This is a genomic window from Streptomyces sp. NPDC088706, from assembly GCF_044752765.1.
In the GTDB taxonomy this organism is placed as follows: domain Bacteria; phylum Actinomycetota; class Actinomycetes; order Streptomycetales; family Streptomycetaceae; genus Streptomyces.
Genome location: NZ_JBIVLW010000003.1, coordinates 478,727 through 497,723, shown reverse-complemented (window position 1 = coordinate 497,723; position 18,997 = coordinate 478,727). Strand labels below are relative to the sequence as shown.

General features: G+C 67.8%; 17 protein-coding genes and 2 pseudogenes. 6 read left to right on the top strand and 13 right to left on the bottom strand.

The window, feature by feature from the left end:
* Window positions 1-19: 19 nt before the first annotated feature.
* From ACIQAK_RS11720 to ACIQAK_RS11710, 3 genes are all read right to left on the bottom strand, one after another.
* Complete coding sequence (locus ACIQAK_RS11720) at window positions 20-790, bottom strand: helix-turn-helix domain-containing protein (protein WP_366391622.1); 771 nt, start codon at window positions 788-790, stop codon at window positions 20-22.
* A gap of 270 nt (window positions 791-1,060) precedes the next feature.
* Window positions 1,061-1,273: a DUF5326 family protein gene (locus ACIQAK_RS11715; RefSeq protein WP_366391727.1), complete on the bottom strand. Its 213-nt coding sequence runs from the start codon at window positions 1,271-1,273 to the stop codon at window positions 1,061-1,063.
* Window positions 1,274-1,395: 122 nt separating this feature from the next.
* A complete protein-coding gene (locus tag ACIQAK_RS11710; protein WP_366391621.1) occupies window positions 1,396-1,713 on the bottom strand; it encodes a cupin domain-containing protein in 318 nt (105 codons plus the stop codon).
* Window positions 1,714-1,799: 86 nt separating this feature from the next.
* On the opposite strand from ACIQAK_RS11710, the gene ACIQAK_RS11705 reads away from it, so the two are divergent.
* The 4 genes from ACIQAK_RS11705 to ACIQAK_RS11690 all read left to right on the top strand — a co-directional run bounded on the left by ACIQAK_RS11705 (window position 1,800) and on the right by ACIQAK_RS11690 (window position 4,905).
* Complete coding sequence (locus ACIQAK_RS11705; protein ID WP_366391620.1) at window positions 1,800-2,177, top strand: phage holin family protein; 378 nt, start codon at window positions 1,800-1,802, stop codon at window positions 2,175-2,177.
* A 41-nt stretch (window positions 2,178-2,218) separates the two neighbouring features.
* A complete protein-coding gene (locus ACIQAK_RS11700; protein ID WP_366391619.1) occupies window positions 2,219-3,343 on the top strand; it encodes a cystathionine gamma-lyase in 1,125 nt (374 codons plus the stop codon).
* A 44-nt stretch (window positions 3,344-3,387) separates the two neighbouring features.
* Window positions 3,388-3,867 (top strand): NUDIX hydrolase, encoded by a 480-nt coding sequence (locus ACIQAK_RS11695; RefSeq protein ID WP_366391618.1) that lies wholly within the window; start codon window positions 3,388-3,390, stop codon window positions 3,865-3,867.
* A 135-nt stretch (window positions 3,868-4,002) separates the two neighbouring features.
* A complete protein-coding gene (locus ACIQAK_RS11690; RefSeq protein WP_366391617.1) occupies window positions 4,003-4,905 on the top strand; it encodes a GNAT family N-acetyltransferase in 903 nt (300 codons plus the stop codon).
* A gap of 79 nt (window positions 4,906-4,984) precedes the next feature.
* On the opposite strand, the gene ACIQAK_RS11685 is transcribed toward ACIQAK_RS11690, so the two are convergent.
* Both ACIQAK_RS11685 and ACIQAK_RS11680 read right to left on the bottom strand, forming a co-directional pair.
* The gene (locus ACIQAK_RS11685) at window positions 4,985-5,407 is read right to left on the bottom strand and encodes a heme-binding protein (RefSeq protein ID WP_366391616.1); all 423 of its coding nucleotides are present in this window, start codon (window positions 5,405-5,407) and stop codon (window positions 4,985-4,987) included.
* Window positions 5,408-5,462: 55 nt separating this feature from the next.
* Complete coding sequence (locus ACIQAK_RS11680; protein ID WP_366391615.1) at window positions 5,463-6,674, bottom strand: MFS transporter; 1,212 nt, start codon at window positions 6,672-6,674, stop codon at window positions 5,463-5,465.
* A gap of 139 nt (window positions 6,675-6,813) precedes the next feature.
* Here ACIQAK_RS11680 and ACIQAK_RS11675 point away from each other — a divergent pair, with 139 nt between their 5' ends.
* Both ACIQAK_RS11675 and ACIQAK_RS11670 read left to right on the top strand, forming a co-directional pair.
* Window positions 6,814-7,272, top strand: coding sequence for a MarR family transcriptional regulator (locus tag ACIQAK_RS11675; protein WP_366391614.1), 459 nt, complete (start codon window positions 6,814-6,816; stop codon window positions 7,270-7,272).
* Between the two features lie 27 nt (window positions 7,273-7,299).
* Window positions 7,300-7,752 (top strand): GNAT family N-acetyltransferase, encoded by a 453-nt coding sequence (locus tag ACIQAK_RS11670; RefSeq protein ID WP_366391613.1) that lies wholly within the window; start codon window positions 7,300-7,302, stop codon window positions 7,750-7,752.
* A gap of 70 nt (window positions 7,753-7,822) precedes the next feature.
* Here ACIQAK_RS11670 and ACIQAK_RS11665 read toward each other — a convergent pair whose 3' ends face one another.
* From ACIQAK_RS11665 to ACIQAK_RS11630, 8 genes and pseudogenes are all read right to left on the bottom strand, one after another.
* Window positions 7,823-9,202 (bottom strand): serine hydrolase domain-containing protein, encoded by a 1,380-nt coding sequence (locus ACIQAK_RS11665; protein ID WP_366392806.1) that lies wholly within the window; start codon window positions 9,200-9,202, stop codon window positions 7,823-7,825.
* Window positions 9,203-9,302: 100 nt separating this feature from the next.
* A pseudogene (locus ACIQAK_RS11660) lies at window positions 9,303-9,557 on the bottom strand (hypothetical protein); the annotation flags it as partial.
* Between the two features lie 39 nt (window positions 9,558-9,596).
* Window positions 9,597-9,899, bottom strand: coding sequence for a hypothetical protein (locus tag ACIQAK_RS11655; protein ID WP_401848000.1), 303 nt, complete (start codon window positions 9,897-9,899; stop codon window positions 9,597-9,599).
* 971 nt (window positions 9,900-10,870) lie between these two features.
* Window positions 10,871-12,799: an AAA family ATPase gene (locus ACIQAK_RS11650; RefSeq protein ID WP_366392808.1), complete on the bottom strand. Its 1,929-nt coding sequence runs from the start codon at window positions 12,797-12,799 to the stop codon at window positions 10,871-10,873.
* 273 nt (window positions 12,800-13,072) lie between these two features.
* A complete protein-coding gene (locus ACIQAK_RS11645; protein WP_366392823.1) occupies window positions 13,073-14,467 on the bottom strand; it encodes a LysR family transcriptional regulator in 1,395 nt (464 codons plus the stop codon).
* Window positions 14,468-15,319: 852 nt separating this feature from the next.
* Window positions 15,320-15,751 (bottom strand): annotated as a pseudogene (locus ACIQAK_RS11640) (TniQ family protein); the annotation flags it as partial.
* A gap of 17 nt (window positions 15,752-15,768) precedes the next feature.
* The gene (locus tag ACIQAK_RS11635) at window positions 15,769-16,917 is read right to left on the bottom strand and encodes an AAA family ATPase (RefSeq protein WP_366392809.1); all 1,149 of its coding nucleotides are present in this window, start codon (window positions 16,915-16,917) and stop codon (window positions 15,769-15,771) included.
* Window positions 16,907-18,988, bottom strand: coding sequence for a transposase (locus tag ACIQAK_RS11630; RefSeq protein WP_366392810.1), 2,082 nt, complete (start codon window positions 18,986-18,988; stop codon window positions 16,907-16,909). Before ACIQAK_RS11630 ends, ACIQAK_RS11635 begins: the two co-directional genes overlap by 11 nt.
* Window positions 18,989-18,997: the final 9 nt, after the last annotated feature.

The following is an 18,997-nucleotide window of genomic DNA, read 5'->3' as shown; positions in this document are numbered from 1 at the left end:
GATCACAAGGAGTGATTTTTCAGATACTGATAGAGAACACGAACGAACGCAAGAGGCTCGCCACTTCGCCACGTAGCTGTTCGACTGCGGGCAGCAACCGTTCCTCCCGGTCCAGGGGTACGGAAATGGCCATGGCCGCAATGGTGGCACCGGCCGTGACGGGAATGGCGGCGCAGACGGTCCCCAGTGCGTACTCCTGGCGTTCGATGACCGGTTCACCCCGCCGCAACGTCCGCAGCCGCTCCAGAAGTGCCGCTCGATCTCGCACTGAGTAACGGGTAAGGGGCCGAACGGGGTGCCGGTCGAGGTGGTCCTCGCGGTCCTTCTCGTCGAGCTGGCCGAGAAGGCACTGCCCGATCGCGTGCGCGTGGCCGGTCTCCCGGAAGGAGGCCCACTCGTCCACCGCGGGGGTGTCGGGGGCGTCCGCGACCCCGATGAGCTCGATCTCACCGTCCCGGTAGACAGCGCAGTACACCGGGACCCCGATGACGTCCCGCCAGTGCGCGAGGGAGTCGGTGACGGTGGCGGGGCGGCTTCTGGGGCCCTGGGCCGCGGTCAGGTTCTCGGCGGCCTCGCCGAAGAGGAAGACACCGTTCTCCCGGCGGAGATAGCCCTCATGAGTGAGGGTGCGCAGCAGGTGGTACGCGGTCGGCAGCGGTAGGCCCGCCTCACGTGCGAGCTGCTTGGCGGGCGCCCCGTCCCGATGGGTGCCCACAGCCTCCAGCAGCCTCAACGCCCGCTGAACCGAACCGATCAACGTCGGGACAGCGGTGCTCGATGCCGTGGTCAAAGGTCACCCCCAGGGCATGGTGACGGGCCCTCAGCCCTCCCGTGGAGGCCGCCCCCACGGGCCTGCCGCACCAACGACCGGACCGTCGTCCACACCACTGGTCACTCGGTCGGTTCGGTGACAGAAGGTCACATTCCAGATGGCGGCAGCGTTATGTCACTGTATCGGCCGCGTCCGACCGGAGGGGGTTTTCCTCCGGGACTTAGCTCAGCTGGGCTAATCCGCAGGCCCGTGCGCACCCCCGCGCCGCACCGGCTCACGGGACGTCTCCTACCAGTCGCCACGCGAGGACGACGAGGACATGAACGTGCGTACGACGAAGATCAGACCGCCGACCAGCACGACGAAGACCAGCACCTTGAAGAGCAGGCCGATCACGAAGCCGATCACGCTGGCGATCAGTCCGCCGAAAACGAAGATCGCGATCACGGGCACCGCGATCCACTTCACCCACCAGGGCATCCCCGCGTACATCTCCCGCACGGCCATCGCCATCTACCTCGTCTCTCTGGGTCGCTGCCTCGATGCTAAGGGCGCGCACGACCCCGGCGGGGGCCTCGCAGCCCTTGAAGACCCCTGATCGAACCCTTAGGGAACCCCGGGGTTCAGCCCTCCGGCGGGGAGAAGACGACCATCACGCGCAGGTCCTCGGTGATGTGGTGGAACTTGTGGGCGACTCCGGCCGGCACATAGACGACGCTCCCCCGGCCGACCTGCGTCGTCTCCGTCCCGACCGTGATCGACGCGCGGCCGCTGACGACGAAGTACACCTCGTCCTGCTGGTGCGGCTGCTGCGGATCGAGCGCGCCCGCGTCCAGGGCGTACAGTCCGACGGACATGTTCCGCTCCCGCAAGAACTGCAGGTAGGCGCCGTCATTGGCCGCCCGTTCCGCCTCCAGCTCATCCAGTCTGAATGCCTTCATTGCCGTCCGCCCCTTGTGATCCGTACTACCGGGTCCGCCTGCGCTGCCGGTGTCCACCACCGATCATGTCTGCCACGATCAGACACATGATGAATTTCGTAGTCAAGACGATCGCCAACGCGGGCGCGCTTGCCGTGGCGATCTGGCTGATCGACGACATCACGCTGGAGGGCGGCTCCACCGGCCGCAAAGTCCTCACGCTGATCCTGGTCGCGCTGCTCTTCGGACTGGTGAACTTCCTGGTCAAGCCGGTGGTCCAGCTCCTGACGCTGCCGCTGTTCATCCTGACGCTCGGGCTGATCACCCTGGTGGTCAACGCCCTGATGCTGCTGCTGACCTCCTGGCTGGCCGGCGTCTTCGATCTCAGTTTCCACGTCGAGGGTTTCTGGACCGCCGTGCTCGGCGCCCTGATCATCTCGGTCGTCTCCTGGGCCCTCGACCTGGTCCTGCCGGACAAGGACTGATCCCGGCTCATCCCCAGCCGCCTGACAACTTACGGAGCAGCATGAGCACCATGGGCGACGGAACGCGCGCGGTACGCGCCGGGCTTCCGGAACCGGAGCAGTACGAGCCGACCCTGCCCGGGCCGGTCTTCGCCGCGCACTTCCACCTCTCCGGCGAACCGGTGGGTCCCTATACCTACGGCCGGGACACCAACCCGACCTGGACCCATCTGGAGCGGGCCATCGGCGAGCTGGAAGCGCCCGGTGAGGAGGTGGACACGACGGTGTTCGCCTCCGGCATGGCGGCGGTCACCGCCGTACTGCTCTCCCAGGTCCGCACGGGCGACACCGTGGTGCTGCCGGACGACGGCTATCAGGCGCTGCCGCTCGTACGGGAGCAGTTGGCGGCTTTCGGCGTCGAGGTCCGGACCGCGCCGACCGGCGGTGATGCCCAGCTGGCTCTGCTCGAGGGGGCGAAGCTGCTGTGGATCGAGAGCCCGTCCAACCCGGGGCTGGACGTCTGCGACATCCGCCGGCTCGTGGCGGCGGCGCACGAGGCGGGTGCGCTGGTCGCCGTCGACAACACCCTGGCCACCCCGATCGGCCAGCGCCCGCTGGAGCTCGGCGCGGACTTCTCGGTGGCCAGCGACACCAAGGGCATGACCGGGCACGGCGACATCCTGCTGGGCCACGTCACCTGCCGTGATCCCCGGCTGACCGCCGGCGTACGGCGCTGGCGCAAGGTGGTCGGAGCGATTCCGGGTCCGATGGAGGCCTGGCTCGCCCACCGCTCGCTCGCCACGCTCCAGCTGCGTATCGACCGGCAGTGCACCACGGCTCTGGCCCTCGCCGAGGCGCTGGCCAAGCGGACCGAGGTCAGCGGGCTGCGGTATCCCGGGCTGCCCGCCGACCCGTCGTACGGGACGGCCGTGCGCCAGATGAGGCGCTTCGGTTCGGTGGTGTCGTTCGAGCTGGCCGGCCGGGAGACGGCGGAGCGCTTCCTCGCCGCGCTGCGGCTGGTGGACGACGCGACGAGTTTCGGTGGCGTACGTTCCACCGCCGAGCGCCGGGGACGTTGGGGCGGCGACGCCGTGCCGGAGGGGTTCGTCCGCTTCTCGGTCGGCGCGGAGGACCCGGAGGATCTGCTGGCGGACGTCGAGCGGGCGCTGGACGAAGCGGTCCGGTAGGCCGGGGGAGTTTCAGACGGGTCCGCGCGGGCCACTCTCTTGCCATGACCGAACGTCCTGTGGTCAAGCGCACCGCACGCGCCATTCTGCTCGACGGCGACGACCTCGTCCTCATCAAGCGCACGAAGCCGGGGGTCGATCCGTACTGGCTCACGCCCGGCGGCGGGGTCGAGCCGGAGGACGCCACGGTCGTCGACGCGCTGCACCGGGAGGTCGACGAGGAGCTCGGCGCCAAGATCACCGATGTGGTGCCGTGTTTCGTCGACACCGTCGAGCACATCGCGGACGGCGGTGTGACGGGGGTGAAGGTCCAGCACTTCTTCGTCTGCCGGCTCGTCTCGATGGACCTCACCCGGCGGCACGGTCCGGAGATCGACGAACCCTGCGGGGAGTACGAGATCGTCCGGGTGCCGTTCAGCCGGGTCGGGATCGCCGCCGTTCACCTCGTACCCCTCTCCCTGCGCCACTATCTGGACGGCAACATCGAGGGTGTACGGGCGATGCACGCCCCCGACCTGGGCTGACGACTCCCCAGGGGGTGGCCGGCACGCGACCGTGCTCATGTTTCACGTGAAACCAAGCGGTGGGCGCTCGGAGGTTCTCGGCCAGTTCCGGGAAACCGGTGGACGGGCGATGATCGCTTCGGACAGCCTGACCCCATGCACAGCCCCTCACCCCTGCCCCTCGTCGACCTGCCCGTACGGCGCCTCACGCGAGGAGACCTGGTCTCCTGCGCCGACCTCTCCGAGGACCGGGGCTGGCCGCGCGACGAACACCGATGGGCGCTGCTCCTCTCCGCGGGAACGGGGTACGGCATCGCGGCACCCGACGGAGAGGGGTTGGTGGCGGCCTGTGTGATGACCTCGTACGGGGCCGGCCTGGCGGCCGTCGGCATGCTGCTCGTCGCCGGACGCCACGCCCGGCAGGGGATCGCCCGTCGACTCATGCGCCATGTGATGGAGGAAGCCGGGTCCACTCCGCTCTCGCTGTACGCCACACCCCAGGGACAGCGTCTCTACGAGGAGCTCGGCTTCGCCCACGTGGGCCGCACCGAGCGGGCCCACGGCCGGTTCCGGCCGGAGGCGCGGGCTTCGGCGGTGGTCCGGGGTTCGGTGGAGCTTCGGGCATCCGCGGTGGCCACCCGTCCCGCCGCCGCGGACGACCTGCGGGCGATGGTCCAGCTCGACCTGCCGGTCTTCGGTGTCGACCGCACGCACATCATCGCCCGGCTCCCGTCCTTCTCCGACCGGCTCCAGGTCGCCGAGGAGAACGGCGAGCTGACCGGTTACGCGGGCCTCTGGCCGAGCGACGACGACCATGTCGTGGGTCCGCTCATCGCGCGGGACACCGCCACGGCGAAGGCGCTCGTCACCGCACTGGCCGCGACGACGGACCGGCCGCTGCGGATCGACGTCGACGCGCGCCACGAGGAGCTGCTGTCCTGGCTGGTGGAGCGCGGGCTCGAACCGGGCTCCGGGACCGCGGTGATGACGTACGGCGTTCCGGATCTGCCGGGCGACGCGACCCGCAGGTTCGCTCCGCTCACCGTCGCAACGGGCTGACGCCTGGCAGCCGCACCGCCGGGAAGGACGGTGCGGCTGCCAGGTGATCCTGCCGGCCCCGGGGCCGGGGTTCTTCGTCTCAGACGAGGGAGTCCGTCGCGGCCGACGCGAATCCGTGGTCCTGCTCCGGGGCTCCGCCGCCGACCCCGATGGCGCCGATCAGGCGTCCGTCGCGGTGCAGCGGGATGCCGCCGGCGATGAAGAGCAGCGGCCGGTCCAGCGCGGTCGGCAGGGTGTGGAAGAGCCCGCCGGGCCGCACGGCGTCGACGAGGTCCGCGGTGGGGGTGTCGAGCTGCAGCGCGGTGAACGCCTTGCGGGTGCTGGTCTCGCCGGCGATGAGGACCGCCCGGTCGTCGCGCCGGAAGGCCAGCAGGTGGCCGCCCGCGTCCACCACACTCACGGCGACGGCGACCCCGGCCGCCTCGGCGGCGTTACGAGCGGCCGTGACAAGGGCTTCCGCGTCCTGGATGGTCAGCGGGGGGACAGCGGTGGTGGTGCTCATGGAACTGCTCCTGATCGTTGCGTGGTGCGGTGGGGTGGGGTTTCCGGGACGGGGCTCAGCGCCGGGCCATGGCGCCGTCCGGCTCGGGGCTGCTCCCGGTGACGGTCCGCCCTTCGATGCCGGTGGTGCGGCGCTCCAGCAGGCTGGAGAGCACGGCCAGGACCAGGGCGGACGCGGCGAGGACCGCGCCGACCCAGTTGGGGGCGGTGTAGCCGAGACCGGCGGCGATGACGAGGCCGCCGAGCCAGGCGGCGAGGGCGTTGCCCAGATTGAAGGCCCCGATGTTGACGGCGGAGGCCAGGGTGGGGGCGCCTGCCGCCTGGTCGAGGACCCGCTTCTGCAGCGGGGGGACGGTCGCGAAGCCCAGGGCGCCGATCAGGAAGATGGTGACGGCTGCGGCGACCTTGTTGTGGGCGGTCACGGTGAAGAGACCGAGGACGAGGGCGAGCGCGCCGAGCGAGACGAACAGCATCGGCATCAGATGGCGGTCGGCGAACTTTCCGCCGACCAGGTTGCCACCCACCATGCCGAGGCCGAACAGGACCAGCAGCCAGGTGACGGACGAGGCCGAGTAGCCGGCGATCTCGGTCATCATCGGGGTGATGTAGGTGATGGCGGCGAAGACTCCGCCGAAGCCCAGGACGGTCATGGCCATGGCGAGCAGGACCTGGACGTTGCGGAACGCGGCGAGTTCATGGCGGATACGCACGCCTTCGGGCTTGTGCTGCTCGGGGACGAGCTTCGCCACTCCGAGGAGCCCGACCACACCGAGGAGCGCCACCATGACGAACGTGGTGCGCCAGCCCGCGGACTGTCCGATGTAGGTGCCGAGCGGGACGCCGACGACGTTGGCGACGGTGAGTCCGGTGAACATCATGGCGATGGCCCCGGCCTTCTTCTGCGGGGCGACCAGATCGGCCGCGACCACCGAGCCGATGCCGAAGAAGGCACCGTGTGCGAGGGAGGCGATCACCCGGCCGGCGAGCATGACGCCGAAGACGGGGGCGAGGGCGGACACCACGTTGCCCACGATGAACAGCCCCATCAGGAGCATCAGCATCCGCTTACGGGTGATCCGGGTGCTAAGGAGGGTCATGAGCGGGGCACCGAGGACGACGCCGAGCGCGTAGCCGGTCACCAGGAAGCCTGCGGTCGGGATCGACACCTGGAAGTCCGCGGCAACCTCGGGGAGCAACCCCATGATCACGAACTCGGTCGTGCCGATACCGAATGCCCCGATGGCCAGGGCGAGGAGCGCGAGCGGCATGGGTTTCACCTTCCCTGAAGATTGCGTCTGCGCCTTACAAGCGTCCACAATAATTGCATGCGCTGGTTAATTGCAAGCGCGGGCTATTGCATCCGTCCCCTATCCTGGAACCACGCAGCTCCCGCACGGAGGAGAGACCATGACCGCGACGGACCCCGCCCTGACCGCCCTGGCCCAAGGCTGGTGCGCCCTCTCCCTGCTCCACGGGAAGATCGAGGCCCGCATCGAGCGCGCCCTCCAGTCAGGCCACGGGCTCAGCGCGCGCGAGTACTCACTGCTCGACGTGTTGAGCCGGCAGCACAGCGGCCCCGGCGGCCATCTCCAGATGAAGCAGGTCGCCGACGCCGTCGTACTCAGCCAGAGCGCCACTACCCGTCTGGTCACGAGGCTGGAGGACCGCGGGCTGCTGACCCGGTATCTGTGCGACACCGACCGGCGGGGCATCTACACCGACGTCACCGAGTACGGCCTCGCCCTGCTCGCTCAGGCCCGGCCGACCAACGACAGCGCCCTGCGGGACGCGCTGGACGAGGCGTCGGACAACCCCGAGCTCGCCCCCTTGGTCCGGGCGGTCGAAGAGCTGAAGGTCGCGGCCTGACGACCGTCGGCCGGTACGCTGCCGCTCATGAGCGATCTTGAGATACGTCCCGTTGCCGAGACCGACCTCGCCGCCGTGGTGGCCATGCTGGCCGACGACCCGCTCGGCGCGCAGCGGGAGTCGCCGGACGACCTCACGCCGTACCGCGCCGCGTTCCGACGGCTGGCCGACGACCCGAACCAGCACATCGTGGTCGCCGTCCGCGAGGACCGCGTGGTCGGCACCCTCCAGCTGACCGTGATCCACGGGCTGTCCCGGCGCGGCACCACCCGCTCGATCATCGAGGCCGTCCGCATCCACGCCGACGAGCGGGGCGGCGGGCTCGGCACGCAGCTGATCCAGTGGGCGGTCGACGAATCCCGCCGCCAGGGCTGCCAGTTGGTGCAGCTGACCTCGAACGTCTCCCGCAAGGACGCGCACCGCTTCTATACGCGGCTCGGATTCACCGCGAGCCATGTGGGCTTCAAGCTCGCTCTCTGAGAGAACACCGGGCGGTGGGGTGGATGTTTCACGTGAAACATCCACCCCACCGCCCGTCACCGTTCAGAGCTCAGCCGCCGAGCCCGCGCCAGCCGGCCGGGTCCAGCCCGCCGGGGACATCCGCTCCCGCCTCGTACGGCTCGCGGGTGAAGACGAACGAGCCGAGGTCGAGGTGGTCGACCGAACCGTCGTCCCTGCGTACGACGCGGAGGGTCTCCCCCGCGTAGTAGTCGTCCAGGCCTGTCCAGGTGCCGTCCGGGCGGGACGTGAAGAACGCTCCGCGGCCGGTGCCGCCCAGCGGCCGGAGCTCAAACCCCCGGCCCCCGGACAGCCTCAGCGTGAACGTGTGGGTCCCCCAGTGCCAGACCCCGGTCAGGGCCAGCAACTCCTCGTCGGCCTCGGGCAACGGGCACCAGGGCTCCGGGATCCGCGGCTCCGCGTCCGCGACGATGCTCAGGAGTTCGGCGGCCACCGTTCCGGCGGGCAGTCCGGAGGTCGCGTTGGCGAGGGCGACCGCCGCGACGTCGTCCTCCTCGCTGAACCACAGACCGGCGACGAATCCGGGCAGCGAACCCGCGTGTCCGAAGAGGACGCGGCTGCCGGCCTTCACGACCTGGAGACCGAGGCCGTAGGCGTTGCCTCCACCCTCGGCGGCGGGTGCGGCGGGCGTCCGCATCTGCCGTACGGACGCGGCCGACAGGACCCGGTCGTCGCCCGAGGTCAGGAAGGCGGCGAACCGCAAAAGGTCTGCGGCGGTCGACCAGAGCTGACCGGCGGGCGCCATCAGCCCGAGGTTCTCGGCCGGTTCGCTCACCACCACATCGGCCCAGGGGTGGACGGCCCAGCCCTCCGCGTACGGGGCGACCGGCCCGGCCGTCGTACGGTGCATGCCCAGCGGCTCCAGGATCTCGCGGCGCAGCGCCACCTCCCAGGAGACCCCGCGTACCGCTTCGACCAGCGAACCGAGCAGGGTGTAGCCCGGGTTGGAGTAGTGGAAGCGGTGGCCCGCCGGGTGCATCTGCGGCCGGTCGCCGAGCACAGCGGCGAGCTCGGGCCGCAGGGCTCCCGGGGTCCGCTCCCACCAGGGGGCGGGTGCCTCGGCGCCGAGACCCGCGCTGTGTCCGAGCAGTTGGAAGACGGTCGCACCGCCCGCACCGGTGCCGGGGAGGTGCTTCTCCAGCTGGTCGTCCAGATCGATCAGCCCCTCGTCCCGCAGCCGCAGGACCAGAACCGCGGTGAACGTCTTGGTGATCGAGCCGATCCGGTACTGCGTATCCGCGTCCGGGGACGCCCCCTCCAGTCCCGTACGGCCCCCGCTCCAGGCGATCCGGCCCTCCCGCTGAACGGCAGCCGCGAGGGTGGGCGCCCGGCCGTCCCGTTGAGCGGTGGCGATGCGATGGAGGAGGGATCGCCGGGTGCTGGGAAGCAGTTGTTCACTGGGAGAAGTCATGGTCAACCCTTACCCGACGGGCTGCCGCCTGACGAGAGGATTACCGGGCGGGACGACCGCTCCCCGAACAGCTCCCCCAGGGCTCAGCGCTCACGGCCGGCAGACCCCAGATCCGTTCGCCGGTGGTGACGGTCAGCAGTTGCTGGCACCTCCACTGCAGCGGCACCCCGGGACGGTGCGTGAGCCGCTGCACGAGCGTCGGGAACAGGTAGTGCGTCGCCCTCGCGGCAAGGTGCTCCCGGAGCCAGTCGACCGGGAGCCGCTGGCTGAAGCTGTGCATGGCGGCCTGCTGGGCCAGGTCCAGGAGCTGAGCGGTGTCGACGGCTCGGACGGTGCGGGGAAGGGTCGGGGTCATGCCGCGATGATGCCAAGAAGCCAGTGCGGCGCCGAGAGGTCAGCTGGGCCGGGATGCGATCTGCTGACGGGCAGGGCCCCAGACATCGTCGAACTCCTCGAGGGTGAGTCGCTCGGGGTCGTGGCCTTCCCATTCCGAGACGGGCAGCTCGGCGGTGATCCCGAATCTGCTGTCGCAATCACCGAGGCGGCCTGCGTCGCGGGCCCGCTGCCACTCGGCGAGGGAAGCAGCTGCGATCGGGATCAGCTCAGGCCCTTCGAGTTCGACCTGCCGGATCACCCAGCCTTCGGCGTCGACCTCGAAGTAGAACCAGGTGTCTTCCTCGTCCCAGTAGCAGCGCATCCATGTGGTCACCAGGCCATGATGCCGGGCCAGATGCGCCTACCTACCCCGCTCTATCTCATGACTGCGCGATGAATCCCGCGGATCGGTCGAGCTGGAAAGGAGAACCGACCCGGGTTGGATCCCAGCCTTGATCCCGTGCCTCTCGAAATGCTGGCAGCAACGTGAGCCGGACGAATGGGCTCCGTCTCGACGCCCACCCAGTTGCTGGGATGGGCCTGACCGCTGGTGACGATCAAGGTCGTGCCCGGCTGGCTGCCGCTGGCCGTTTCAACCGCATAGGTCATCGGTGTCCAGCAAAGTCCCTGCATGTAGGAGGGCTTCCCGCGGATCCGCCAGCGGTACTCGATCCCGTCAACGGTTGTGCGCCGAGAACCCTTCTTGTTCAGCCATCTTCGCCTCCTCCGCTGTCGGGCTCCAGCGCCATGCAACAGGTCCGTCTCAGCCGGAATCTTCCGGACCGCCGGGCAGCACGACATCCATCCGACATCGATCGTGAGATTCCGACACGGGAAATGAGGCCCTACAACGGTGTAGGTTCCGGCGAGCGGTGTCATCTGCCGCGTCGCTGACCTGCCAACTCTCTCGATGTCTCAGGCCGTGTCCAGCCGCTCATTCTCACAACCATGTCCAAATCCTCAGAAGCGACAGGAGAAGAGGTTCGTGGCTCCTCCTCTGAGGCACGCCTCGTTGCCCACTCCGCCATGTACTACGACGGAGTTCGATGTTGCTGATCGGCAAGCAGAGTCATATACCCACTAGGCCGAGCGCGACCAGTCGTTCGGACCGGCGGGCAGTGCACTGAGGGACCGCGCCCATAAAAGTCGGCGGCGGTGAGGCAAGTGCCCCACCGCCGCCGAAGCCAGCCCCTGTGTACTCACTCCTAGAGCTTCCGCGTCTCACCCGTGCGCATCAGAACTGTCCTATTTGCTGAGGAGAGACAGCCGGGAGCGTGTCACTCCCTGGTCCCCTCAGCGCTTGGGGAGGAGAGCGTTCATTCGGGTGAAGAGCCGGTTGGCGCGGGCGATCGTGGCGGCGTCGATCTTCGAGATGAGTTCGTTCTGCTCACGGAGGAGGACAGCGGCTGGCCTGTAGTGGTTGAACCGCGTATCGATCTTCCGCTTCTTGAAGACCGATTCAATCTGCCGGACGACGCGGGGGTCCTTGGCATTGAGATCCGCAGCGGTGATGGGCGCGGCCAACTCGGCGGCGTAGGCGCGGTTCACGAGTTCGACATAGAAGTCACGGTCGAACAGGTCCTCGACATCCGCGTCACCGGCGTCGGTGAACTCGCTGATCTCGACGAGCCCGTTCTTGGAGAGCTGGTCGTTGTCGCGGAGTCGCTGGACAGCGCCCACGTCCTTGGTGCTGGAGTCGATGAGGACGGCAACGTTCAGCTTGTTCGCGCCGAGGAGAGTCACGAAGGTGGACAGCTTGCCGGAGCCGCCGATGGGGGTCTTCACCCAGCGCGGGTCGAGCCCGGTGGAGCCATTCGCTTCGGCAAGATCCGTGAGAACGTCCAGATAGATCAGGTCGCTGGGGCCTTCGAGGAGCAGGATGTGCTCTCCCACGAACAGCGTCTGAGTCATCTCGATGCCCATCGCGGTCAGCAGGGGGAAGGCGGTGTCCTCGTCGGCCTTGAAGATCTCCGAGGAGACCTTGGCGCCGCCTCGCTCCATGTCGATCACGGTTCGGACGCGGTTGAGGTGGTCGGGATCGACCATGAAGGGCGAGTGCGTCGTGTAGAGGACCTGGTGCTTCGGCGCGAGGCGGTCGTCGACCAGACGAAGGAAGTCCTCCTGGGCGCGTCCGTGGAGAGAAAGGCCGGGTTCGTCGAGCAGAAGGATCAGGTCGGTGGTTCCGGCAGCCTCCAGCTCGTTGAAGTAGGCGAGGAAGGAGAAGAACCAGACGAAGCCGCGGGACCGCTCATCGAAGGGCACGGATGCGCGGTGGCGGCGGTTGAAGACCCGGACCTGCAGGATCGGGCCTTGGTCGAAGGGGGCCAGGGCGCCAGGTTCCGGCGCGAGGGTCTTCAGTTGGACTTCCAACTCCGTGTTCTGCGACCAGTACTCGAAGACCTCGTCGGAGATGACGTTGCCCGAGTTCTCCAATTCGCGGATGAGCCGTTCGTGCTGATCGGAGTCGTTGAACTCCTCGGGAGATACGCCGGCCATGTCGAGAAGGCTCAGCAGTGCCCGCTCCCCTCGCGTGACATCGCCGGCATCGCTGCGTCGGATCAGGTCTGGGAGCGAGACCTTGCCGGGCATGGAGTCGTAGTCGTCGAAGTAGACGAACGTCGGCATCCACTTACTCGCGTAGGCGTCGATCAGGTGCATCACCACGCTGCTGTCGCGCCATTCGCGGATGCGCTCGGCCAGAGCGCTGGCGTCCGAGGGGCTCTCGTCCAGTTCGTCCAGGGCGTCGAGCAGATCCTTGACCGTCTTCGCGCCGCTGAGCGCCTTGGCCGCCGCTGCGGGCAGATCGAGAGCCGAGCGCAGGTGGTCGACGATGGCCGCTTCGTTGTAGGGGAGCGTGAACCGCTTGATGGGGTCGCGGTAGCCGATGGTGACCTGGAACTCCGGGCTACGCAGGGCCTTCGGTCCCAGTTCGTCCACGATCTGCTTCATCTCCGCCTCATCGAAGCGGAAGGTTGCGCGGACCACGGGAATCTGCTTCCCGTCGGGGAGCCGCTTGCGCTCCCGGGTCTTGCGGGCCGGGAAGTCGATCACCTCGTCGAGCTTCACGCCCTCTACCGGCTTGAGCCGGTAGAGGGCCTGCAGCAGCGTGGTCTTGCCCGACTCATTCTTGCCGACCAGACAGGTGACGTCGTCTTCGATGTCGAAGGTCTCGGAGTCCTCGATGGACCGGTAGTCGGTGACGCGGGCCTTTATCAGGTGCACGTTCTGGGGTCCTTCCTCGTGTTTCGCGAGGAGGCCCGGTGTGCCGCGATCGGCGAGGCAATGATCACAAACTCCGGCACTGAGTGCCTTCGGCGTTGTGTTCGAGGTAGGTTCCAAATGCCAGTAAGGAAGAGACCCCGGTGCCCGTCGACCTCGACGCCACCGGGGTCCTCTTTGAGCTAGATCTGAGGGTACCGTCCCCCACTGACAGTCCTTCACTATTTGTCTTTCCGCGGGCTGTAACCCCAAGCTGAGGAGAGAGTTTCCCCCTGATCAGCTTCCGTCTGTTCTCCGAAGCGGGGTGTTGCTGGCAGCCTGGTCTGGAAAGGCTTTGTTGATCGCTCTCTTCGCTCGCCTTCCCAGTGCTGTGAGCCGCATGGGACGTCCGCGGACCGCTCGTTCCAGTAGCGGCCCGCCAAGGTCTCGCTCCAGTCGGTTGATCTGCCCGACGAGAGTGAACCGCTTGACGTTCAGAGCGTCTGCTGCGGCGCCGAGGGTGGGGTAGGAGGCCGCGGCGGCAAAGTTACGGAGGTGTTCACGACCACCCCGGCGTTCGAGTGCCAGCCGAAGTAAGGGTGGTGCGGTAGCGCCGTCGGCGAGGGCTCTGAGGGCTGGGTTGTGGCCGGCTCCGCCGCGGCGGGTCGAGATCTGGTGGTGTCTCGCCCAGCGAGCCATCGATGTGGGACTCATGCCGGTCTCGCGGGCGAGGTCCGCGAGAGGTCGGCGGTGAACCGTGTACTGCTCGTGGAGCCATTCCCTGGTGATGGGCTTCGCCCGGCTTGTTCTGCCTGTAGGACGCAGGGCAATGTCGTACTCACGGGTGAGAGCGGTGACCACACTGATGCTGATGCCTGTTGCCTGGGAGATGCGGCGGATGGACAGCCGTTCATCGATGTAGAGACGCCGCAGTTCAGAATCCGGTAGCTGTGCCCGGGCCACTGCACTGATGTGACCTGTCGCCCAGGCTTTGCCAGGGGTGATGGGTCGTGGTGGCGGCGGATGCTCGGCGAGGAGATGCTTGACCGCATCGTTGCTTGTGCCGAGGAGGTTGGCCGCTTGCGTGACGGTCATGCGAGACCGGCCGATGAGCTCGTGCAGAGTGGCGACGCTGACAGCGTCGGGGTTGGTTCCTGGGAGCTCGAGCCCTTTCAGGAGCGTGGTGTCTGGCTGCCAGGTGAGTGGCTCGTCGTGGATGCGGTGACGGTCGAGGAAGGATCTGGCTGTGTGGTCGAGCTCGGTTGCCAGGTCCGAGGTCAGATGAGTGGTGAACTCGCTGATCCACTTGCGGGTCTCGGCTTCCGTCACGATCGTCTCAGCTGGCATGAGCTCGGCCGGGAGTCCGCTGATGCGTTCGAAGAGGTGGCTGCGGGCAGCGTGGATTCGCCGCTCACGACCGCGGAATTGCGCTGTGCGTCGGCAGATGTCATCCCACTCTTGAGGGGGCAGGAGGCCGCTGTAGTCAAGGTGGCGTCGGCGTTCGTAGTCGATGGGTGCCGGTTGTGCGTCGAGTTGCTCAGCCAGCAGGGTCATGCCGTTCTGCATGACCGTCCACCAAGGGGTGCGTCGCAGATACTGCATGACTCTGGAGGCAGCGAGGCCGCTGGTTGCGCTTCCCAGGCGGCGTGAGATCTCTTCCATGTCCAGACGGCTGCCGGTGAGGCCGAGCATGCAGGACAGGGCGGGTCTCAGGATGCGTTGATAGTGGCCCGCTGGAGGTGCAATCCGTAGCGACAGCGCTGGCCAGAACACCGCAGGGATCGAGTGAAGTCGACGGTGGGAGTCCTGGACGCTGTCCGGGTAGCGGGGCCGGTTTGACGCTGTTCGGTAGCGGAGCTGGTCAGTGCATCTGAGGTCGGGTCCGATCGACGCGAGCTGGACGGCCAGCAGTCGCGGGCTTGTGTACTTGCCCCAGGCGGTCATCGTGGTCGGGGTTGCCGGTGTGGTGCTCCTCGGATGGTGTCCGGTGAATCGGCGAAGTTCCGCGCCCGCCAGCTGGACGCGCCGCCCTCCCAGGATGTGCAGGGCCGCGATGACACCGGCTGCGGTGCCGGCGGCCGTGGGAGGGGCCATGAACCCGGGCCGGACGGTGGGGTTAGTCAGAGAGCGAGGACCTGACCGCGGGCTTGCGGCCGCGTTGTGGGCATCGAGTACGTCGGCTGGGACCAGGGTCCTGAGGAGGTCGCTTCTGGAGGCGGCCAGGGTTCGGGAAGCGACTGCTCGGAGGTCGGCCAAGGCATTCAACGAAGGAACCGCGGAGCGTTCGTAGATCCCGAAGTCCGCAGTCCCCGAGGTGATCGTTTCACTCACGATCCGTTGTGCAGCCAGGGCCGGGTGTTCGTGCGGCAGCGTCAGCGTGGGCATTTGTGCAAGATCAGCTCGGCAGCGGGGCGATTCCGGGCCGGTGGACCGGTTGGTCGCGGGGTTCGCGCAGTGCCCTGGCTGTGGAATGCCGGCGACGGGGTGCGGGTGGCTTCTCTGCAGGGAGCCGCAGTGGGGGCAGGTGTCCGCCAGGAGCCTGTGGTGTTGGAGGCAGGCGAAGGACCAGCCGAGCCGCCATTCCAGCTGCCATCGTCCGCCGGAGGCTGCCAGACAGTCGGGGCAGTAGCGGGAGCCGCTGCCTCGGCCCCAGAGCACCCAGCGTTTGACCTGTCGGGTGCGGTGATCAAGTAGCAGGGCTCGCTCGTCGTAGTGGGCCAAGGTCGCTGCGATGACCTGCTCGGGATCGATGCCGCAGGTATGCGCGATGTCGTTGACCTCCGCGGGTCGGAGGAGCTGGACCCAGTCGCGCGGAATGTCGGCTTCTGGTTCCGTCTTTCGTCTTGCTCTGGCATGACGGGCCAGCCCCAGCTGGGGCAACAGTTCGCCCATGGGTGTGTGGAGCCGGTGGGCCATCGCCTCGAACCACGAGTCGAGTGCCTCTCCTGGAAGGGGCACGACCCTGATGGAGAACATGCGCATAGCGGGACGGCTCATGATGCTGTGCAACGCTGGAGTTTCGGGAGGCTGGTCAGTTTGTTGTTCTCAAAGGCCAGTTGAAGCTCTCGGCGAGCCTCCTCGGAGGCGGCGTCGTTCTTCACCCGGTCCAGCAGTTCCCTGTCCAGGTGTTCCGCGCCGGTGCGTACGGCTCTCTGGCAGCCGCGGTTGATCAACGTCATGAGCGAGCCGATGTGTCCGGTGCTGCGGGCGAAGAGGTAGTCGGACAGGTCGTCCGCGATCATGCCTGGGTGCTTGTTCGCGAGGAGCACGCGTTCCTCGATCGCGAGAAGGGTGTCGCGCCATCCGTGGCGTCCCTGCTCGGTCCTGATGTCGAACGGGTCCATGTCCAGCCGGGTCGTGCGGCGACCGGTCTGGGCGAGGACCCCATCCTCATAGGTTGCTCCCTCGCTGAACAGGCCCCGTTTCTCCAGCCCGACTCCGACCAACAAGAGGGTCACCGGGAACTCGTTGGCGATGTATTTGAAGTGGTTGCTGACCTCGATCCCGCTCTTGTTCCGCCACTTCAGAAAGTGCAGATCGTCCACGATCAGCAACCTCGTTTCCGCGGACAGCACGGAATCGAGAGCGCGATAGCCGAAGTCAGCCGTGGTGCCGCGGAAGCGGCCGGGGTGCGCGAAGTACTCCAGAATGGCCCGGTTGAAGTCGCGCATCCCGGTGTTACTGGTCAGGCCAACCCGGCAGACGGGCCAGCGTTCATGTCCGTCGTCGGTGTACTTGCCTTCCTCCCTGATGATGCGGCGGTGGAGCTTGCGCGCGAAGGCAAGCACGGCCGTGGTCTTGCCCAGCCCGGGAAAGGCGTCGAGGGCGATCCCGCCCTTGACCTTGTCGCTGTCCTGGTCGTTGCTGTCGAAGATGTCCCAGAGGTCTTCGTGCAGGGCCTTCATCTGCGGAGTTCCGAGCGGGCCGAGGTTCGCGTGCCATTTGCGGCGGGCGCGGTTGTACTCGGCCAGGGCTTCCTCACCCAGCTTCTTCAACTGCCGGTGGGGCACGAGATCCGGACGGATCCGGCGCGGGGCGTCCGCGAGGCGGGCGAAGCCTTCCTTGCGGGACAGCGTGAGGTGATCCAGCCGGGAGCGCAGATCGGCTTCCTCGGCCTGGGCGCGGGTCGGCTTACTCGTCATCGTCGATGTCCTTCAAGGCCGTGGCGTAGAAGTCGAGTTCCTCAGCCAACTCCTCCAGACCGTCGGCATCGTCATCGCCCGCCTCCGCCTCCTGGACGGTCTCGATCGCCGGAGGCGCAGGTTGCTCGGGAAGGGACAGCACGCGGGCGACCGAGGGCAGCGAAGTGACGTCGTCGGCCTGCTGCCCGGGAAGATCCATGGCGACCTGTTCGCGGGAGAGCCGCAGCGCCATCCGCCGTTCGACCAGAGAAGTGCCAAGGCCGAGGTTCCACCGCTTCAGCAGCAGGGCGATGGCGAGCCGGTCGTCGAGGTACGTGTACTCCTTCGCCGCCAGACGCCGGGCGAACTGCAGCGCTTCATCGCTCAGCGGCATGTCGAGGCTGGGCGCGTGTTCCCACTGAAGCGTGTGCCAGACGCGCTTGTGGTCCCGGAAATGGATCCGGGTGACATCGTCGGGGTCCGCGAAGAACTCCAGCCGGCGCTTGTCAAGGTCGATGTCGGAGCTGGCCATGTCCCGCAGCCCGTCGAGGCAGCCGCCGTTGTAGCGGCGGCCGTTGATCTCGACGCCGTAGTGCTGGACCGTGCGCATCGTGACGCCGAGGAACTCCAAAGCCAGATTCGGGTCGCGGGGCACCTCAATGTAGCCCGCCCGCGCGAGCCCGTGCTCGAACATCACCGCCGGGGACAACTCCACCTTCGGCAGGTGCGGATCGACGAGACCCTCGTGTGGCCTGCGGTGATATGTCACCGCGGTCCACTCCCGGATGATCGCCTCCAACTCATGGTGGAAGAAGAAAGCGTCCTTCTCCGGGTTCAGCCCGCGCGAGTGAATGTCCGGTCCCTTGTAACCGGGCAGCCGCTGCAGCAGGTCTTCCCGCAGGGTTCGGAAATACCGCTCCACCGGCCCCTTGTCCCGGCCCGTGCGCAGCCTCGCCGGCTGCACTGAGATCCCCATCCGGCGGCAGACGCTGGTCAGATGCGCCGACAGGTAGATCTTGCCGTGGTCGACGATCAACGTCTCGGGCGCCACCTTCGGGCCCCAGACCCCTGTGGCGGGCCCGTGGACGGCCTCGGCCTCTACTAGCACCCCGCGCGGAATGCCGTGTTCGGGCCAGGCCGCATCTCTCGGCCAGCTCTCCGGAACCGGCTGAGGACGGTAGACCTGATAGAGAACCGCCGCCGCATCGATCGCCTTCGTCGACACCGGAGTCACCCGCAGGCCGATGATGCAGCGGGTGTACCAGTCCATCGCGACGGTCAACTCCGCCTGCATCCACCGCAGCGTCACCGGGTCCAGCGCGAACACGTCCAGCCGCGTGGTGTCCATCAACACGTACTCGCCCGGCCTCGTGGGCCGGAGCTTCCCGTAGACGCCCTTCGGGCGACCGGCGATGTCCCGGTTGCGCTGCATGCTCAGCCGAAACGTCGGATGACGCCGCTCCAGCGCCTGCATCCACCGGTAGGCCGTCGTCCGTGGCGGCACCGGCACCTTGACCAGCTTGAACTTGGTCTTGACGCGGGCCTCGACTTCCTCCAGCACCACCTTCACCGAGGGCCGTGACTCCTCCTCGTAATCCCTCAGCACTTCCTCCGCGGCCTCGACCCAGCGCGGATCGGCGTTGCCCAGCCCGCTGTCCGCCCGCGCGGTCTTCAGCACCAGCCCGCCTTCGCCCAGCTCCCGGAAGGCCCGCGCCCACCGGCGCACTGTCCGCTCGGTCACCCCCAGTTCCGCCGCCTTAGCCTCATACCGAGCTCGCAGGGGCAGGTCAGGGGCGTACTGCGGGCGCGGCTCATCCGGCCGTGGGAGGTCCTCGCTGCCGGAGCGGTAGCCCGTCAGCATCTCCCGAACATGCTCGGCTCGCTCCAGGACGTCCTTCCTCTCGTCCTTGGTCAGCCGGTTCAGCACCACGGCCGCGAGGTCCTCGTCATCGGTGGAAGACGGGCCCGCACTGTCATGGATCAGCTCGGCGCGGTCCGAGGTCAGCAACTCACGCAGCGACATGCGAGCCAGCCTGTCGCGCCCGTCCTTGAGGACGACCTGCATGCCCGTGGCCAGGCTGGCGAACTCCACGACCTCGAC

What these genes read in the sequence shown, in the direction of transcription:
- ACIQAK_RS11690 (WP_366391617.1), top strand. Translation starts at nt 4,003, where the DNA reads ATGCACAGCCCCTCACCCCTGCCCCTCGTCGACCTGCCCGTACGGCGC.
- ACIQAK_RS11635 (WP_366392809.1), bottom strand. Translation starts at nt 16,917, where the DNA reads ATGACGAGTAAGCCGACCCGCGCCCAGGCCGAGGAAGCCGATCTGCGC.
- ACIQAK_RS11655 (WP_401848000.1), bottom strand. Translation starts at nt 9,899, where the DNA reads ATGCGCTGCTACTGGGACGAGGAAGACACCTGGTTCTACTTCGAGGTC.
- ACIQAK_RS11700 (WP_366391619.1), top strand. Translation starts at nt 2,219, where the DNA reads ATGAGCACCATGGGCGACGGAACGCGCGCGGTACGCGCCGGGCTTCCG.
- ACIQAK_RS11680 (WP_366391615.1), bottom strand. Translation starts at nt 6,674, where the DNA reads ATGCCGCTCGCGCTCCTCGCCCTGGCCATCGGGGCATTCGGTATCGGC.
- ACIQAK_RS11710 (WP_366391621.1), bottom strand. Translation starts at nt 1,713, where the DNA reads ATGAAGGCATTCAGACTGGATGAGCTGGAGGCGGAACGGGCGGCCAAT.
- ACIQAK_RS11670 (WP_366391613.1), top strand. Translation starts at nt 7,300, where the DNA reads ATGAGCGATCTTGAGATACGTCCCGTTGCCGAGACCGACCTCGCCGCC.
- ACIQAK_RS11675 (WP_366391614.1), top strand. Translation starts at nt 6,814, where the DNA reads ATGACCGCGACGGACCCCGCCCTGACCGCCCTGGCCCAAGGCTGGTGC.
- ACIQAK_RS11695 (WP_366391618.1), top strand. Translation starts at nt 3,388, where the DNA reads ATGACCGAACGTCCTGTGGTCAAGCGCACCGCACGCGCCATTCTGCTC.
- ACIQAK_RS11705 (WP_366391620.1), top strand. Translation starts at nt 1,800, where the DNA reads ATGATGAATTTCGTAGTCAAGACGATCGCCAACGCGGGCGCGCTTGCC.
- ACIQAK_RS11665 (WP_366392806.1), bottom strand. Translation starts at nt 9,202, where the DNA reads ATGACTTCTCCCAGTGAACAACTGCTTCCCAGCACCCGGCGATCCCTC.
- ACIQAK_RS11645 (WP_366392823.1), bottom strand. Translation starts at nt 14,467, where the DNA reads ATGCTCGGCCTCACCGGCAGCCGTCTGGACATGGAAGAGATCTCACGC.
- ACIQAK_RS11685 (WP_366391616.1), bottom strand. Translation starts at nt 5,407, where the DNA reads ATGAGCACCACCACCGCTGTCCCCCCGCTGACCATCCAGGACGCGGAA.